Origin of the sequence: Pseudomonas paraeruginosa PA7 (assembly GCF_000017205.1) — a bacterium.
Lineage (GTDB): Bacteria > Pseudomonadota > Gammaproteobacteria > Pseudomonadales > Pseudomonadaceae > Pseudomonas > Pseudomonas paraeruginosa.
In genome coordinates this window covers 453,314-468,963 of the sequence record NC_009656.1, presented here as the reverse complement: position 1 = coordinate 468,963, position 15,650 = coordinate 453,314, and the positions used below count along the sequence as shown (strand labels likewise).

Genomic DNA, 15,650 nt, shown 5'->3' with positions numbered 1-15,650 from the left:
CGGGGCGTGTGCGGCGCCCCCTCATTCCTACGCTGCAGGTGACATAACAACAATGAGCGACACCACTCTCGAAAGCGCCGGCCTGTCCCGACGCAGCCTGATGAAGGTCGGCCTGATCGGCGGCGCCTTCCTCGCCACCGCGGGCGTCGCCGCCAGCCTCACCGGCTGCTCGGCGGAGAAACCGGCGAGCGGCCTGGAAAAGGTCCGCGAATCCGACCTGCCGTTCCTCCGTGCGCTGCTGCCGGTGATGCTGCTCGGCGCGGTTTCCGCCGAGCAGATGCCGAAAGCCGTGGAGGGCGCGATCCAGAGCCTCGACCACAACCTGGCGCGACTCTCTCCGGAGATGTTCAAGCTCACCCGGCAACTCTTCGACGTGCTGGCCCTGCCGCTCACCCGCGGCCCGCTGACCGGTATCTGGGGCAGTTGGGAGAACGCCAGCGGCGACGACGTGCGGGCATTCCTTTCGCGCTGGGAAAACAGCTTCATCGGCCTGTTGCGGATGGGCCACAGTTCGCTGATGCAACTGGCGATGATGGCCTGGTACGCCCGCCCCGAGGCGTGGGCCCACTGCGGCTATCCCGGACCGCCGAAGATCGCTTGAGCCGCCCCGGAACAATACGAAGAGCCCGAAGCCGCCTAGCCTGAGAGTGCATTCATGCCTGTACCCGATCTGTTCGCCGAGGGCCTCGCCCGCGGCTGGAAAACCTACAACGGTTCGCGCCTGGACCACGACCTGGAGCTGGAGGCCGACGTGGTCGTGGTCGGCACCGGCGCCGGCGGCGGCACCACCGCGGAAATCCTCAGCGCCGCCGGCCTGAAGGTGCTGCTGGTGGAAGAAGGCCCGCTGAAGACCAGCAGCGATTTCAGGATGCAGGAGGCCGACGCCTACCCCGAGCTGTACCAGGAAGGCATCGGCCGGATGAGCAAGGACGGCGCCATCACCATCCTCCAGGGCCGCGCCGTGGGCGGCACCACCCTGATCAACTGGACCAGCAGCTTCCGCACCCCGGAACCGACCCTGCAGCACTGGGCCCAGGTCTACGGGGTCAAGGGCCACAGCGCGGAGGACATGGCGCCCTGGTTCGAGAAAATGGAGCAGCGCCTGCACGTGGCACCCTGGGCGCTGCCGCCGAATGCCAACAACGACGTGATCCGCCTGGGCTGCGAGAAGCTCGGCTATCACTGGAAGGTCATCCCGCGCAACGTCCTCGGCTGCTGGAACCTCGGCTACTGCGGCATGGGCTGCCCGGTCAACGCCAAGCAGTCGATGCTGGTCACCACCATCCCGGCGACTCTCGACAAGGGCGGCGAGCTGCTCTACCTGGCGCGCGCCAACCGCCTGCTGCTGGAGGGCGACAAGGTGACGGGCCTCGAATGCCTGGGCATGGACGAGCGCTGCGTGGCGCCCAACGGCCGCAAGGTCAAGGTCCGGGCCAGGCACTACGTGCTCTCCGGCGGCGGCATCAACACCCCGGCGATTCTCCTCCGCTCGAAGGCGCCTGACCCGAGCCAACGGGTCGGCAAGCGTACCTTCCTGCACACGGTGAATTTCAGCGCGGCGCTGTTCGACCGGGTGATCAATCCCTTCTACGGCGCACCGCAGTCGATCTACTCCGACCATTTCCAATGGGACGACGGCGTCACCGGACGCATGTCCTACAAACTGGAGGTGCCGCCGCTGCAACCGTCGCTGGCCTCGGTGCTGCTCGGCGGCTTCGGCAGCGACAACGCCCTGCGCATGGAACAGCTACCGCATACCAACATGATGCTCGCCCTGCTCCGCGACGGCTTCCACCCCGACAGCGCGGAGGGCTCGGTCGGCCTGCGCGGCGACGACACCCCGGTGCTCGACTACCGGATGACCGACTACACCTGGGACGGTATCCGCCGTGCCTTCCATACCATGGCGGAGATCCAGTTCGCCGCCGGCGCCCGGGAAGTGCGGCCGGTGCACAGCGACGCGCACAACGCGAAGAACCTGCAGGAAGCGCGGGAGATCATCGACGGCCTGCGCCTGGAGATCTACCGCACGCGCCTGGGCAGCGCCCACGTCATGGGCGGCTGCGCCATGGGCGAAGACCCGGCCGTGGCGGTGGCCGACAGCCTCGGCCGCCACCACCACCTGCAGAACCTGTCGATCCACGACGGCTCGCTGTTCCCCACCAGCATCGGCGCCAACCCGCAGCTCTCGGTCTACGGCCTCACCGCGCAACTGGCCAGCGCGCTGGCCGAACGCCTGAAGGCCTGAGCCGGCGGCGCTACCGGCGCGGCGCCATCAGACCTATGGGCTAAAGGCTGATGGCCCGTGCGTCTTGGCCGCACGGGCATCCCTGCGCTACCATCCGATTCCCTTACGAAACCCTGCCAGGACGTAGCGATGAACCGAGTGCTGTACCCAGGCACCTTCGATCCCATCACCAAGGGTCACGGCGATCTGATCGAACGTGCTTCACGGCTTTTCGACCATGTGATCATCGCGGTCGCCGCCAGCCCGAAGAAGAATCCCCTGTTCAGCCTGGAACAGCGGGTGGCGCTGGCCCAGGAGGTCACCAAGCACCTGCCGAACGTCGAGGTGGTGGGCTTCTCCACCCTGCTGGCGCACTTCGTCAAGGAACAGAAGGCGAATGTCTTCCTCCGCGGCCTGCGCGCGGTTTCCGACTTCGAGTACGAGTTCCAGCTGGCCAACATGAACCGCCAGTTGGCCCCCGACGTGGAAAGCATGTTCCTCACCCCGTCGGAGAAGTATTCCTTCATTTCCTCGACCCTGGTCCGGGAAATCGCCGCCCTCGGCGGGGATATCAGCAAGTTCGTGCATCCGGCCGTGGCAGACGCCTTGGCGGAACGTTTCAAGCGCTGATCCGTCCCTCTCGCCGGCCTCCCGTCGGCGCCCCGCGTGCACTGCGGGCGCCGATGCGGCACAATTCCGCCATTCCCGTTACCGATGCCGTGGCTGTCCGTCGCGGTTGGAGTTGTTAGATGTCCCTGAAAATCACTGACGATTGCATCAACTGCGACGTCTGCGAACCCGAATGCCCGAACGGCGCGATCTCGCAGGGCGAAGAAATCTATGTGATCGATCCCAATCTCTGCACCGAGTGCGTCGGCCACTACGACGAGCCGCAGTGCCAGCAGGTCTGTCCGGTGGACTGCATTCCCCTCGACGAGGCCAATGTCGAGAGCAAGGACCAGTTGATGGAGAAGTACCGCAAGATCACCGGCAAGGCCTGATCCCCGCCGGCGCCTGTCCTCCAGGGACGGTTCGCGCCCGGTCCGACGCGCTTTTGGCTATCCTTGGCAATCCAGTCTGAGGCGTTCGCGGTCCCGTCCCGCGAACGCCGCTGAACAGTGAGCCGCCATGTCCTTCCTGAACCTGCCCGTCCGTACCCTGGTCGCCGCCTGCAGCCTGACCCTGCTCAGCCTCGCGGCGCAAGCCGACAGCCTTCGTGGCGACGCCCGGCCGCCACAGCAGGCGGCGGTCGCCACGCCGCACCCGGCCGCTACCGTCGCCGGCCTGGAAACCCTGGCCAATGGCGGCAACGCCTTCGACGCGGCGGTGGCCATCGCCGCCGCTCTGGCGGTGGCCGAGCCCTATGGATCGGGCCTCGGCGGCGGTGGATTCTTCCTCCTGCGCCAGGCCGGCGCGCAGCCGACCTACCGTTTCCTCGACGCCCGCGAGCGCGCGCCGAAGGCCGCCTACGCCGACATGTACCGGCGCAACGGCAAGGTCGACCCCAGGCTGTCCGTCAACGGCCCGCTGGCGGCGGCGATTCCCGGCCTGCCGGCGGCACTGGTCGAGCTGAACGGCCGCTACGGACGCCAGCCACTGGCCGACAACCTGGTGCCGGCGATCCGCCTGGCGGTGGACGGCGTGTCCGTCGACCGGATCTACCGCGACCGCGCCAGCATGCGCCTGGAAGCGATGCGCAAGGACCCGGAGACCGCGCGGATCTTCCTCGACAAGGGCGGGATTCCCGACGAATGGAACCTGCTGCGCCAACCGCAGCTGGCACGCACCCTGGAACGCCTCGGGCGCTACGGGCGGATCGGCTTCTACGAAGGCGAGACAGCGGACAAGCTGCTCGCCGGGGTGCGCGCCGGCGGCGGCGTCTGGAGCGCCGCCGACCTGCGCGACTACCGGGTGATCGAACGCCGCCCGCTGGAGGTGAAGCTGGCCAACGGCCGCGAACTGATCAGCGCACCGCCGCCCTCGGCCGGCGGCGTCGCCCTGGCGCAGAGCCTGCAGATGCTTGAACAGCTGCCGTGGCAGAAGGCCGAGCCGGTGCAGCGCGCCCATTACGTGCTGGAAGTGCTGCGGCGCGCCTACCGCGACCGCGGCCTGCTCGGCGACCCGGATTTCGTCGCCAATCCGCTGCCCCGGCTGCTGGCGCCGGACTACCTGAAGCGCCTCGCCGCCGGCATCGACCCGCGCCGCGCCACGCCCAGCGCGGCGCTGCCGGAGGCGCCGGCCTGGCGCGAAGGCGACCACACCACCCACTTCGCGGTGATCGACGCCCAGGGCAACGCGGTGGCCGCCACTCTCTCGGTGAACCTGCCGTTCGGCGCCGCCTTCACCGTCCCCGGCACCGGCGTGGTGCTGAACAACGAGATGGATGACTTCGCCGCCGACACCCAGGGTGCCAACAGCTACGGCCTGGCCGGCAGCCAGGCGAACGCGGTGGCGGCCGGCAAGCGGCCGCTGTCGAGCATGAGCCCGAGCTTCCTGGAAAGCCCCACGGACTTCGCCGCCTTCGGCACGCCGGGCGGCAGCCGCATCCCGAGCATGGTGCTGATCTCGATGCTGCAGTACTTCGACGGCCGCCCGGTCGGGCAGTGGGTCGCCGCGCCGCGCTATCACCACCAGTACAAGCCGGACGTCGTCGAGTACGAACCGCGCGCCTTCAGCGATGCCGAGGCCGCCGAGCTGCGTCGGCGCGGCTATCAGCTCAAGCGTCTGGAGCGCAGCTACGGCAACCAGCAGGTGCTTTATTGGGACAAGCGTAGCGGCCGCGTCGACGCCGCCAGCGACCCACGCGGGATTGGTTATTCGGCGTTTTCCCCCGAGATGCAGGCACAGCCCCAGACGCACTGAACCCCAGGAGAGCGGCGAAACGAGAGACAGCGCTCAAAAACGCGGATACCAGCGATCGATGATGGCCCTTTGACATCCATCCATGCTAGCTTGCGCGCCGCCGCGCAGACGGCTCACACGGATACTGGATAATCAAAAGCAAGGAAACCCGATGTCGCTGTTTCGTCCCCTCCTGATCGCCTCCACCCTCGCCCTCGCCAGCGGTTGCGCCAGCGGCCTCAACTCGCAGCAGACAGCCGAGCTGGAGTATTACGAAGCCCGCAACCTGGCGGTCATCGAGAAATCCCCCGGCACCGGCGCGGCCCTCGGCCTGCTCCCCGGCGGCGGCTCCTTCTACGGCCGTTCCTACGGACTCGGGGTGGTCAACCTGCTGTTCTGGCCGCTGTCGATCCTCTGGGATCCGGTGAGCGGCTACGACGCATCCCAGCGCATCAACTACACCGCGACCCGGGTACATCTGGAGAAGCTGCGCCAGCGCGACTTCGACGAACTGCAACGGCTGGCCGACAACGGCGCATTGGACGGCGCCACGTTGGCGCGAAAGCGCCAGGACGTGGAAACGAAATACCGCTACGCCCCCTGAACAAGAAAAAGCCGGTCGCTGACCGGCCGGGTCCTCCTCGACCGACATGGAGCCCCGGCCCTCGCGTAGAAGTCTCGTCGACGAGTCCGGCGGGCAATCCAGGCGGCGGGCCTCACTGGCTCGCCGCTTCGGCCGCCTGTATCGCATCCTCCGCACCGATTTCCACCGCCTCCGGCTCGGACGGTGCACTCTCCACCCCACGGCCGGAGTGCCGGCGATCGGCGACACCGGAGCAGTCGGCGATGCCGGACAGCTCTCCATCCAGCGCAGCGTGAACCCAGTTTTCCAGGCGGGTATACCAGGCAGCCTGGTCGGCGCTCTCCAGCCAGGCGATGGCATCCGCATCCTGCTGCTGCGCGGCCTTTTCCAGCCAGAGCCGCGCTTGCAGCTTGTTCATCCCGGCACCGGAACCGTTCCAGTAGGCCTCGCCCACCTTGAACTGGGCGCGGGCATCCCCTTGGCTCGCTGCCTTGCAGAACCACTGGAAGGCCTTTTCCCGGCTGGCGGCATAGCGGTCCAGCAGGGCGGCTTCCTCGTCGGAGGAAGGGACGGCAGAATCGCTCTGCAAGTCGTCCAGGTAGAACCATCCCAGATTGGTTTCGGCGTCTTCGCTACCGCTGGCCGCCGCGCGTTCGAACCAGCTCCCGGCCTTGACCCGGTCCTGGTCGACCCCCTCGCCTCTCCAGTAGAGAACGCCCATTTCATTCTGGGCGCCGGCATCCCCCTGCTCCGCGGCCTTCCGGAACCAGCGTGCCGCCTCGGTCTTGTCCTCGCGACCGCCGTCACCATCGCGATAGAGCATGGCCAGCTGGATCTGCGCGCGGGCCATCCCCGCGCCGGCAGCCTTGCCCCACCATTCGCGCGCGCTGACGTAGTTCTGCTGCTGGTAGAAGTAGGCGCCGAAATCGAACAGGGCCTGCGGCTCGCCCGTCTCGGCGGCCTGGCGGAGGCGGGTGAATTCGGCGAACAGTTCATCGCCGCGCTTGTCGCCCTGCTCGGCCTTGGACTGCTCCTTGGCGAGGTCGGACACCGCATCCTCCGCCCAGGCGAACGAGGGTACGGCAAGAGCAAGGACGGACAGGAACACCCACTGACTGAACATACGCGAAATCCTTATCTTGGTTGAGCCGGTCGGCCACCCCTGGTCGACCTTGTGACCTTGCTGGTCAGCAGGACACTGTCACCATCGGAGAGTCCGATCAAGTGCCGCGAACGGTCCGTGCGGAACATCTGTCATCGGCCGATGCGGCGCTATAGCTGCCGCCTGCCGTGGCGGAAGAAAAGACTTAGCCCAATCTCCGTGCCCCCTGCAATACATCGAGAAAACAAAAAGCCGGTCGATGACCGGCTTTTTTTCATCCCGCTGGAAACTCAGCTTTCGTCGTGGTTGTAGCCGCTGGTGGTGCAGCCCAGGCAGCGGACGAAGGCTTCCTTGCCCGGATCGACCACCAGCGCCTGCCCGGCCTTGCCAACGCTGCCGCTGGCCGCGGTGAACGGCAGGCTGACCACGAAGGCCACGGCGCCGATGGCCGTGGCGGCGATCAGGAACGGACGGGCGATGAGCAGGTCGCCGATCATGGCGTACGCGGGTGGCGCGTCGGCGGTGTACATCGGGTCGCCGCTGGCGTTTTCCTGTACGGCATCCGCCAGCGCGGGCATCGACGACAGCCCGGTGGTCAGCGCCAGCACGAGCGCGGTGGTGCGAAACAGGTTCATGGAGGCGGTCCTTTCTGGTTTTTTGGTTGGGCAGATATCGCCTAACTATAACAGCGCTGCGGGTAGTGCCAGCGTGACCGCCTTCAATCGCCGAGGAATGCGTAGTGCGGCTTTTTCGGGATGAACGGCCGGTAGAAGCCGATCAGGCCGCGCAGGTCGGCGTCCTCGTTGCCGGTCGGCCAGAAGGGTTCGCCGATGACGATCCGCCGGTTCTCGTAGTCCAGAGCCGCCGGCACCACCGGCACGCCGGCGCCGCGGGCGATGTGGTAGAAGCCCATGCGCCAGCGGTCGACCTTCTTGCGCGTGCCTTCCGGGGCGATGATCAGCATGAACTCGCGGTGCTCGCCGAAGGCCTGGATCGCCTGGTCCACGGTATTCAGCTTCAGATGGCGCTGGATCGGGATGCCGCCCCAGCGCCGCATCAGTCCGCCCAGCGGGCCGTTGAACAGGGTGTGCTTGCCGAACCAGCGGGCGTTCAGGCGCAGGACGAACTTGGCGGCGAGGAAGGCCACGAAGTCCCAGTTCGAGGTGTGGTGGGCGCCGATCACCACGAACTTGTCGAGCGCGGGCAATTGGCCCTCGATCTTCCAGCCGGAGAGTTTCAGCATGGCATGGCCGAGCGACTCGACCAGGGTATTGCGAGGCAGGTAGTTGCCGGACATCGTGCACCTTTCTTATGGCAGGCCGCTCACCATGGCGGCCCTTCTTCTGGCGGTAGAGTACGCGCTGCGCGGCGTTTCAGCGTTGGCAGCGCGGGCAGTACACGCTGGCGCGCTGGCCTAGCCGGATCTCGCGCAGGGTGCTGCCGCAGACCTTGCAGAACTCCCCGCCACGACCGTAGACGAACAATTCCTGCTGGAAGTAACCGGGCTGGCCGTCGCCGCCGACGAAATCGCGCAGGGTGGTGCCGCCGCGCTCGATGGCGATCGCCAGGATCCGCTTGATCTCCTCGGCCAGGCGCAGGTAGCGCGCCTTGGAGATGCTCCCGGCGGGCTTGCGCGGGTCGATGCCGGCGGCGAACAGCGCTTCGCTGGCGTAGATGTTGCCGACCCCGACCACCACCGCGTTGTCCATGATGAACGGTTTGACCGCCATGCTCCGTCCACGCGACAGCTCGAACAGGCGCTGGCCGGCGAAGGCATCGGTCAAGGGTTCCGGACCGAGGTTGCGCAGCAGTTCGTGCTCCAGCGGAGCCAGGCTCCAGAGCATCGCGCCGAAGCGCCGCGGGTCGGTGTAGCGCAGGGACATCCCGGAGGCCAGCTCGATGTCGACGTGCTCGTGGCGGCTGGCCGGGGTGCCGCTCTCGACCAGCCGCAGGCTGCCGGACATGCCGAGGTGGCTGATCAGGGTGCCGGCCTCGGCGCCCAGCAGCAGGTACTTGGCGCGCCGCTCGACGCTGACGATGCGTTGTCCGGACAGGCGCACGTCCAGGTCTTCGGGGATCGGCCAGCGCAGGCGCCGCTCGCGCACGATGACGCGCTCGACGCGCTGGCCTTCGAGGTAGGGGGCGATGCCCCGGCGGGTGGTTTCGACTTCGGGTAGTTCAGGCATGGCGGCAGCAATCCGGTTGACCGCCGCACCTTAGCAGGAAGCGCCGCGGCGCGACCAGTCAGTAGCTGCCCTGGCCGACGCCCAGCTCGAGGATCGAGCTTTTGAGGTTCTCGAAGTCATAGTCGGTGAGACCGACGTAGTCCAGCACCAGCGCGCCGATGCTGTTCCACTCGTGGTCTTCCGGCTGGTTGCCGAGAATCCGGTGCGAGCCGCAGATGTGCTCGGCCATCTTCAGGATCGCCAGCAGGTTCTTCAGCTGGGTGTCGCGTGCCGACTCGTCGCCGAAGATCGACAACGCGTTGTGGTGGTTGGCAATCGCTTCGCAGACGTGCTCCGGCAGGCGCCAGGAGCGCGCCGTGTAGTAGCCGACCACCGCGTGGTTGGTGTTCAGCACGCGGTTCTCGGTGTCCACCACCCGGCGTTCGTCGCTGGCCGCGGCGTAGGCCTCTTCCAGCACCGCCATGTAGTGCGGGAAGCGCTTGAGCATCAGCGGAATGCCGCAGTTGTGGAACAGGCCGAGGGCGTAGGCCTCGTCCACCGATTCGTAGCCGATCCGCTTGGCCAGGCTCAGGCAGCTCATGGCCACGTCCTGGGCGGTGTCCCAGAAACGGTTGAGGGTGACGATGGTGTCGTCGCTCATCTCGCCCTTGATCGACTGGGCGTTGATCAGGTTGATCACCGAGCGGCTGCCCAGCAGGTTCACCGCGCGCTGGATCGAAGTGATGCGGTTGGCCAGGCCGAAGAACGGCGAGTTCACCAGCTTCAGCAGGGCGCCGGAAAGGCCCGGGTCCTGGCTGATCAGCCTGGCGATGTTCTTCAGGTCCGGATTGGGCATGACCTGCTCCATCTGCAGGTCGACCATGATCTGGGGTTGCGGCGGCACGCTGATGCCTTGCAGGGCCTGGCGGATCTGCTCGGCGGTGAGTTCTTGGACCATGAGGGGCGAAGGCGAAAGTTGACGGTGCGCGCAGTTTACCCGGAGAACCCCGCCATGGGGCGGGCTTCTGCCGGAAAAGCGGCGCCAGGCAACGGACATGGAACTTTTCCCGCAGCCGCCAGGGTCGGAATGAATACCCCTTCTGATATCGGGAGACACGCCATGACCCAATCCCTGCACGGCAAGGTCGTCGCCGCCCTGGTGACCGACGGTTTCGAACAGGTCGAACTGACCGGTCCGAAAAAGGCCCTGGAAGACGCCGGCGCCACGGTAAGGATTCTTTCCGACAAGAGCGGCGAGGTGCGCGGCTGGAACCATCACCAGCCAGCCGACGCCTTCCGCGTCGACGGCACCTTCGAAGACGCCAGCCTGGACGACTACGACGCCCTGCTGCTGCCCGGAGGGGTGGTCAATTCCGACCAGATCCGCAGCCTGGCCAAGGCCCAGGAACTGGTGATCCGCGCCGAGCAGGCGAGCAAGCCGGTGGCGGTGTTCTGCCACGGCGCCTGGCTGCTGATCTCCGCCGGCCTGGTGCAGGGCCGTACCCTGACCAGTTGGCCGTCGCTCAAGGACGACATCAACAATGCCGGCGGCCACTGGGTGGACCAGGAAGTCGCGGTGGACGGCAAGCTGGTCAGCAGCCGCAAACCCGACGACATCCCCGCCTTCAGCCGTCGCTTCATCGACATCCTCGCCGGCTGAACGGCTCGCGTTCGCGCAGCGGCGAACCCCGTCGCTGCGCTATAATCGCGCTCTTTTGCCGGAGCCTTTCCCATGACCCTGCCCAGCTTGCGTCTCAAAGCCAACGCCGAGCGCCGCCTGCGCGCCGGCCACCTGTGGGTCTACAGCAACGAGGTGGATGTCGCCGCGACGCCACTGAACGCCTTCGCCGCCGGCGACCAGGCCGTGCTGGAAATGGCCAACGGCAAGCCGCTGGGAGTCGTCGCGCTGAGCCCGAACAATCTCATCTGCGGCCGCCTCATTTCCCGCGATACCAAGCACGTTCTGGACAAGTCGCTGCTGGTTCATCGCATCAACATCGCCCTCAGCCTGCGCGAGCGGCTTTTCGACAAGCCGTTCTACCGGCTGGTCTACGGTGATTCCGACCTGCTGCCCGGCCTGGTGGTCGACCGCTTCGGCGACGTGCTGGTGGTGCAACTGGCTTCCGCCGCCATGGAACTGCGCAAGGACGAGGTGCTCGCCGCCCTGCTGCAGGTGCTCAAGCCTGCCGCCGTGCTCTGGAAGAACGACTCCAGCGCGCGCGACGCCGAGGGCCTGGAGCGCTACGTGGCCAACGCCTACGGCGAGGTGCCGGAGTGGGTCGCCCTGGAAGAGAACGGCGTGAGGTTCGAGGCGCCGGTGCTGGCCGGGCAGAAGACCGGCTGGTTCTACGACCACCGCATGAACCGCGCGCGCCTGGCGCCCTACGTACAGGGCAAGCGGGTCCTCGACCTGTTCAGCTATATCGGAGGCTGGGGCATCCAGGCCGCCGCCTTCGGCGCCAGCGAAGTGATGTGCGTGGACGCGTCCGCCTTCGCCCTCGACGGCGTCGAGCGCAACGCGGCGCTGAACGGCGTGGCGGAGAAGGTCGCCTGCGTCGAGGGCGACGTGTTCGAGGCGCTGCGTGAGCTGAAGGCCGCCGACGAGCGCTTCGACGTGGTGATCGCCGACCCGCCGGCCTTCATCAAGCGCAAGAAGGACCTGAAGAACGGCGAGGCCGCCTACCGCCGTCTCAACGAACAGGCCATGCGCCTGCTGAGCAAGGACGGCATCCTGGTCAGCGCCTCCTGCTCGATGCACCTGCCCGAGAACGACCTGCAGGACATCCTGATCGGCAGCGCCCGCCATCTCGACCGCAACATCCAGCTGCTCGAGCGCGGCGGCCAGGGCCCCGATCACCCGGTGCACCTGGCGATCCCGGAAACCCGCTACATCAAGAGCCTGACCTGCCGCTTGCTGCCCAACGGCTGAGCCCGTCCCGGCGGATGTGCGCCTGCGCTCATCCGCCCTACAGCCAGCGCAGCTCATGGCGCGACGGGCGGCGCAAGACGCCAGCCCGGTCGCGACGCGCCGTTCCGCCGACCGCCAGCCTTCCCCATTCGCCCGCTCTGGGCTTAGAATCCGGGCATTCCTCGCCAATCATCCCCCGGCGGGCAGTGAGCCCAGGCCGTCGCCAATGGTGACCCCATTCAGACCCCGGCCAACTCCGTACACTCGGCTATTCCCCGTTTGCATCCGGTTCCCTCGACGCTCACGATACAGTCATAACCCGAACCTGATTAGCCGCAGGAAATCGTCATGCCCGATTACCGTTCGAAAACCTCCACCCACGGCCGCAACATGGCCGGCGCCCGCGCCCTCTGGCGCGCCACCGGGATGAAGGACGAAGACTTCAAGAAGCCGATCATCGCCATCGCCAACTCCTTCACCCAGTTCGTGCCCGGCCACGTGCACCTGAAGGACCTCGGCCAGCTGGTCGCCCGCGAGATCGAGAAGGCCGGCGGCGTGGCCAAGGAATTCAACACCATCGCCGTCGACGACGGCATCGCCATGGGCCACGACGGCATGCTCTATTCGCTGCCGAGCCGGGAGATCATTGCCGACTCCGTGGAGTACATGGTCAACGCCCACTGCGCCGACGCCATCGTCTGCATCTCCAACTGCGACAAGATCACCCCCGGCATGCTGATGGCCGCGCTGCGCCTGAACATCCCGGTAGTGTTCGTCTCCGGCGGGCCGATGGAGGCCGGCAAGACCAAGCTGGCCAGCCACGGCCTGGACCTGGTCGACGCCATGGTGGTGGCCGCCGACGACTCCTGCTCCGACGAAAAGGTCGCCGAGTACGAGCGCAGCGCCTGCCCGACCTGCGGCTCCTGCTCCGGCATGTTCACCGCCAACTCGATGAACTGCCTGACCGAGGCCCTCGGCCTGTCGCTCCCGGGCAACGGCTCGACCCTGGCCACCCACGCAGACCGCGAGCAGTTGTTCCTGCGCGCCGGGCGCCTGGCCGTGGAACTCTGCCAGCGCTACTACGGCGAAGGCGACGACAGCGTGCTGCCGCGCAATATCGCCAACTTCAAGGCCTTCGAGAACGCCATGACCCTGGACATCGCCATGGGCGGCTCGACCAACACCATCCTGCACCTGCTGGCCGCCGCCCAGGAGGCCGAGGTGCCGTTCGACCTGCGCGACATCGACCGCCTGTCGCGCAAGGTGCCGCAACTGTGCAAGGTGGCGCCGAACATCCAGAAGTACCACATGGAAGACGTGCATCGCGCCGGCGGCATCTTCTCCATCCTCGGCGAACTGGCCCGTGGCGGACTGCTGCATACCGACGTCGCCACCGTGCACAGCCCGAGCATGGCCGACGCCATCGCCCGGTGGGACATCACCCAGACCCGCGACGAAGCCGTGCACACCTTCTTCAAGGCCGGTCCGGCGGGCATCCCGACCCAGACCGCGTTCAGCCAGAACACCCGCTGGCCGAGCCTGGACGACGACCGCGCCGAGGGCTGCATCCGCAGCGTCGAGCATGCCTATTCCAAGGAAGGCGGGCTGGCCGTGCTCTACGGCAACATCGCCCTCGACGGCTGCGTGGTGAAGACCGCCGGGGTCGACGAGTCGATCCACGTGTTCGAAGGCCGCGCGAAGATCTTCGAAAGCCAGGACGCCGCGGTGAAAGGCATCCTCGGCGACGAGGTGAAGGCCGGCGACATCGTGATCATCCGCTACGAAGGGCCGAAGGGCGGGCCGGGCATGCAGGAAATGCTCTATCCGACCAGCTACCTGAAGTCCAAGGGCCTGGGCAAGCAGTGCGCCCTGCTCACCGACGGACGCTTCTCCGGCGGTACTTCGGGCCTGTCCATCGGCCATGCCTCCCCGGAAGCCGCCGCTGGCGGCGCCATCGGCCTGGTGCAGGACGGCGACAAGGTGCTGATCGACATTCCCAATCGCTCGATCAACCTGCTGGTCAGCGACGAAGAACTCGCCGCCCGCCGCGCCGAACAGGACAGGAAGGGGTGGAAGCCGGCCGCGCCGCGCGCCCGTCGCGTCAGCACCGCGCTCAAGGCCTACGCCCTGCTCGCCACCAGCGCCGACAAGGGCGCGGTACGCAACAAGGCGCTGCTGGACGGCTGAATCGTCCCGCGACGAAAAAAGCCCGGTCCCGCGCCGGGCTTTTTCATCCGCCCGTGCGCACGCCGAATGGCGGATAACCGCAAGCGGTTATCCGCCCTACCGCTCACCCACGTTCCAGCCGTAGGGCGCATGACGCGTTATCCACCGACATGCGGCCCAGCCAGGCCTGGGCGAGACCGCGTTCGCCCAGTAAAATCGCGCTCTTTTTCCCCGGACCGCCACCATGAGTTCCCTGCAAAGCCCGTCGGACGCCAGCCCCCGCAACGACCTGGTCTACGGCCTGGACGACCGTCCCAGCGCTCCCATCGCCCTGCTCGCCGCCCTCCAGCATCTGCTGGCGATCATCGTGCCGATCGTCACCCCCGGCCTGCTGATCTGCCAGGCGCTGGGCGTATCGCCGCGCGACACCAACCTGATCGTGTCGATGTCGCTGGTGATCTCCGGCATCGCCACCTTCGTCCAGTGCAAGCGCTTCGGCCCGTTCGGCGCCGGACTGCTGATCGTCCAGGGCACCAGCTTCAACTTCGTCGGCCCGCTGATCGCCGGCGGGGCGCTGATGGTCAAGCAGGGCACGCCGGTGGAAAGCGTGATGGCGGCGATCTTCGGCGTGGTCATCGCCGGCTCCTTCGTCGAGATGGGCATCTCGCGCATACTGCCGTTCGTCAAGCGGTTGATCACGCCGCTGGTGACCGGCATCGTCGTGCTGATGATCGGCCTGACCCTGATCAAGGTCGGTCTGATCAGCATGGGCGGCGGCTTCTCGGCGATGTCCGACGGTACCTTCGCCAACGGCGAGAACCTGCTGCTGTCCGGCGTGGTGCTGGGCATCATCGTGGTGCTCAACCGCATCCCGGTGGTATGGATGCGCAGCTGCGCCATCGTTATCGCCCTGGCCGTCGGCTACGCGCTGGCCGGCTACCTCGGTCGCCTGGACTTCACCGGCATGCACCAGGCCGAGCTGTTCCAGGTACCGACCCCGCTGCACTTCGGCCTGGACTTCTCCTGGCCGCTGTTCATCCCGATGCTGGTGATCTACCTGGTCACCTCCCTGGAAGCCATCGGCGACGTCACCGCCACCAGCAAGGTGTCGAAGCAGCCGGTGGAAGGCCCGCTGTGGATGCAGCGGATCAAGGGCGGCGTGCTGGTGAACGGCGCCAACTCGTTCCTTGCCGGTATCTTCAATACCTTCCCCAGCTCGGTGTTCGCCCAGAACAACGGAGTGATCCAGCTCACCGGCGTGGCCAGCCGCTACATCGGCCTGTGGATCGCCGCCATGCTGGTCCTGCTCGGCCTGTTCCCGAGCGTCGCCGGGGTCATCCAGGCGGTGCCGGAGCCGGTGCTGGGCGGCGCGGCGATGGTGATGTTCGGCGCGGTGGCCGCCTCGGGCATCAACATCCTCGCCGGTATCCAGCTGGACCGTCGCGCCCTGCTGATCATCGCCGTGTCCCTGGCCCTGGGCCTTGGTGTGTCGCAGGTGCCTGAGTTCCTCGCGCACATGCCGGCGGCGCTGCGCAACGTGCTGGAATCAGGGGTCGCCACCGGCGGCATCTGCGCCCTGCTGCTGAACTGGTTCCTGCCGGAAAGCCCGGCCCAGAGAGCCGAACAGTGATACGCGCGGCGCCACCTCCGGGTGGCGT

At 67.1% G+C, this 15,650-nt stretch carries 15 protein-coding genes; 10 read left to right on the top strand and 5 right to left on the bottom strand.

From position 1 onward, the window contains the following. Window positions 1–52 precede the first annotated feature (52 nt). The 6 genes from PSPA7_RS02170 (at window position 53) to PSPA7_RS02145 (ending at window position 5,672) form a co-directional block, all read left to right on the top strand. A complete protein-coding gene (locus PSPA7_RS02170) occupies window positions 53–601 on the top strand; it encodes a hypothetical protein (protein ID WP_012073974.1) in 549 nt (182 codons plus the stop codon). Window positions 602–655: 54 nt separating this feature from the next. Next, window positions 656–2,248: a GMC family oxidoreductase gene (locus PSPA7_RS02165; RefSeq protein ID WP_003154458.1), complete on the top strand. Its 1,593-nt coding sequence runs from the start codon at window positions 656–658 to the stop codon at window positions 2,246–2,248. Between the two features lie 129 nt (window positions 2,249–2,377). After that, window positions 2,378–2,857: a pantetheine-phosphate adenylyltransferase gene (gene coaD / locus PSPA7_RS02160; RefSeq protein WP_003084466.1), complete on the top strand. Its 480-nt coding sequence runs from the start codon at window positions 2,378–2,380 to the stop codon at window positions 2,855–2,857. A gap of 119 nt (window positions 2,858–2,976) precedes the next feature. Then, entirely contained in the window at window positions 2,977–3,228 is a 252-nt protein-coding gene (locus PSPA7_RS02155) for a YfhL family 4Fe-4S dicluster ferredoxin (RefSeq protein ID WP_012073972.1), read from the top strand. Window positions 3,229–3,355: 127 nt separating this feature from the next. After that, the gene (ggt, locus tag PSPA7_RS02150; RefSeq protein ID WP_012073971.1) at window positions 3,356–5,089 is read left to right on the top strand and encodes a gamma-glutamyltransferase; all 1,734 of its coding nucleotides are present in this window, start codon (window positions 3,356–3,358) and stop codon (window positions 5,087–5,089) included. 151 nt (window positions 5,090–5,240) lie between these two features. Beyond that, window positions 5,241–5,672, top strand: a complete 432-nt coding sequence (locus tag PSPA7_RS02145; protein WP_003157430.1) for a hypothetical protein — start codon at window positions 5,241–5,243, stop codon at window positions 5,670–5,672. A 112-nt stretch (window positions 5,673–5,784) separates the two neighbouring features. On the opposite strand, the gene PSPA7_RS02140 is transcribed toward PSPA7_RS02145, so the two are convergent. The 5 genes from PSPA7_RS02140 to PSPA7_RS02120 all read right to left on the bottom strand — a co-directional run bounded on the left by PSPA7_RS02140 (window position 5,785) and on the right by PSPA7_RS02120 (window position 9,822). Further along, on the bottom strand, window positions 5,785–6,774 hold the full coding sequence (locus tag PSPA7_RS02140) for a tetratricopeptide repeat protein (protein ID WP_012073970.1): 990 nt from the start codon (window positions 6,772–6,774) through the stop codon (window positions 5,785–5,787). Window positions 6,775–7,043: 269 nt separating this feature from the next. Then, window positions 7,044–7,388, bottom strand: coding sequence for a hypothetical protein (locus PSPA7_RS02135; protein WP_012073969.1), 345 nt, complete (start codon window positions 7,386–7,388; stop codon window positions 7,044–7,046). 83 nt (window positions 7,389–7,471) lie between these two features. Beyond that, complete coding sequence (locus PSPA7_RS02130) at window positions 7,472–8,050, bottom strand: lysophospholipid acyltransferase family protein (RefSeq protein ID WP_012073968.1); 579 nt, start codon at window positions 8,048–8,050, stop codon at window positions 7,472–7,474. 76 nt (window positions 8,051–8,126) lie between these two features. Continuing rightward, the gene (mutM, locus tag PSPA7_RS02125) at window positions 8,127–8,939 is read right to left on the bottom strand and encodes a bifunctional DNA-formamidopyrimidine glycosylase/DNA-(apurinic or apyrimidinic site) lyase (protein ID WP_004368457.1); all 813 of its coding nucleotides are present in this window, start codon (window positions 8,937–8,939) and stop codon (window positions 8,127–8,129) included. A 58-nt stretch (window positions 8,940–8,997) separates the two neighbouring features. Beyond that, window positions 8,998–9,822: an HDOD domain-containing protein gene (locus PSPA7_RS02120; protein ID WP_074197250.1), complete on the bottom strand. Its 825-nt coding sequence runs from the start codon at window positions 9,820–9,822 to the stop codon at window positions 8,998–9,000. Window positions 9,823–10,038: 216 nt separating this feature from the next. Here PSPA7_RS02120 and pfpI point away from each other — a divergent pair, with 216 nt between their 5' ends. The 4 genes from pfpI to PSPA7_RS02100 all read left to right on the top strand — a co-directional run bounded on the left by pfpI (window position 10,039) and on the right by PSPA7_RS02100 (window position 15,622). Then, window positions 10,039–10,578, top strand: a complete 540-nt coding sequence (gene pfpI / locus PSPA7_RS02115) for a protease PfpI (RefSeq protein ID WP_012073966.1) — start codon at window positions 10,039–10,041, stop codon at window positions 10,576–10,578. 72 nt (window positions 10,579–10,650) lie between these two features. After that, window positions 10,651–11,847: a class I SAM-dependent rRNA methyltransferase gene (locus PSPA7_RS02110; protein WP_012073965.1), complete on the top strand. Its 1,197-nt coding sequence runs from the start codon at window positions 10,651–10,653 to the stop codon at window positions 11,845–11,847. A gap of 327 nt (window positions 11,848–12,174) precedes the next feature. Further along, window positions 12,175–14,013, top strand: coding sequence for a dihydroxy-acid dehydratase (gene ilvD, locus PSPA7_RS02105; protein WP_012073964.1), 1,839 nt, complete (start codon window positions 12,175–12,177; stop codon window positions 14,011–14,013). A 223-nt stretch (window positions 14,014–14,236) separates the two neighbouring features. Further along, entirely contained in the window at window positions 14,237–15,622 is a 1,386-nt protein-coding gene (locus tag PSPA7_RS02100) for a nucleobase:cation symporter-2 family protein (RefSeq protein ID WP_004368469.1), read from the top strand. Window positions 15,623–15,650: the final 28 nt, after the last annotated feature.

Bases quoted from the DNA above. Each gene is read 5' to 3' on its own strand.
- ggt (WP_012073971.1), top strand. From the start codon at position 3,356: ATGTCCTTCCTGAACCTGCCCGTCCGTACCCTGGTCGCCGCCTGCAGC.
- PSPA7_RS02100 (WP_004368469.1), top strand. From the start codon at position 14,237: ATGAGTTCCCTGCAAAGCCCGTCGGACGCCAGCCCCCGCAACGACCTG.
- PSPA7_RS02165 (WP_003154458.1), top strand. From the start codon at position 656: ATGCCTGTACCCGATCTGTTCGCCGAGGGCCTCGCCCGCGGCTGGAAA.
- PSPA7_RS02170 (WP_012073974.1), top strand. From the start codon at position 53: ATGAGCGACACCACTCTCGAAAGCGCCGGCCTGTCCCGACGCAGCCTG.
- PSPA7_RS02135 (WP_012073969.1), bottom strand. From the start codon at position 7,388: ATGAACCTGTTTCGCACCACCGCGCTCGTGCTGGCGCTGACCACCGGG.
- PSPA7_RS02110 (WP_012073965.1), top strand. From the start codon at position 10,651: ATGACCCTGCCCAGCTTGCGTCTCAAAGCCAACGCCGAGCGCCGCCTG.
- coaD (WP_003084466.1), top strand. From the start codon at position 2,378: ATGAACCGAGTGCTGTACCCAGGCACCTTCGATCCCATCACCAAGGGT.
- mutM (WP_004368457.1), bottom strand. From the start codon at position 8,939: ATGCCTGAACTACCCGAAGTCGAAACCACCCGCCGGGGCATCGCCCCC.
- ilvD (WP_012073964.1), top strand. From the start codon at position 12,175: ATGCCCGATTACCGTTCGAAAACCTCCACCCACGGCCGCAACATGGCC.
- pfpI (WP_012073966.1), top strand. From the start codon at position 10,039: ATGACCCAATCCCTGCACGGCAAGGTCGTCGCCGCCCTGGTGACCGAC.
- PSPA7_RS02140 (WP_012073970.1), bottom strand. From the start codon at position 6,774: ATGTTCAGTCAGTGGGTGTTCCTGTCCGTCCTTGCTCTTGCCGTACCC.
- PSPA7_RS02145 (WP_003157430.1), top strand. From the start codon at position 5,241: ATGTCGCTGTTTCGTCCCCTCCTGATCGCCTCCACCCTCGCCCTCGCC.
- PSPA7_RS02130 (WP_012073968.1), bottom strand. From the start codon at position 8,050: ATGTCCGGCAACTACCTGCCTCGCAATACCCTGGTCGAGTCGCTCGGC.
- PSPA7_RS02155 (WP_012073972.1), top strand. From the start codon at position 2,977: ATGTCCCTGAAAATCACTGACGATTGCATCAACTGCGACGTCTGCGAA.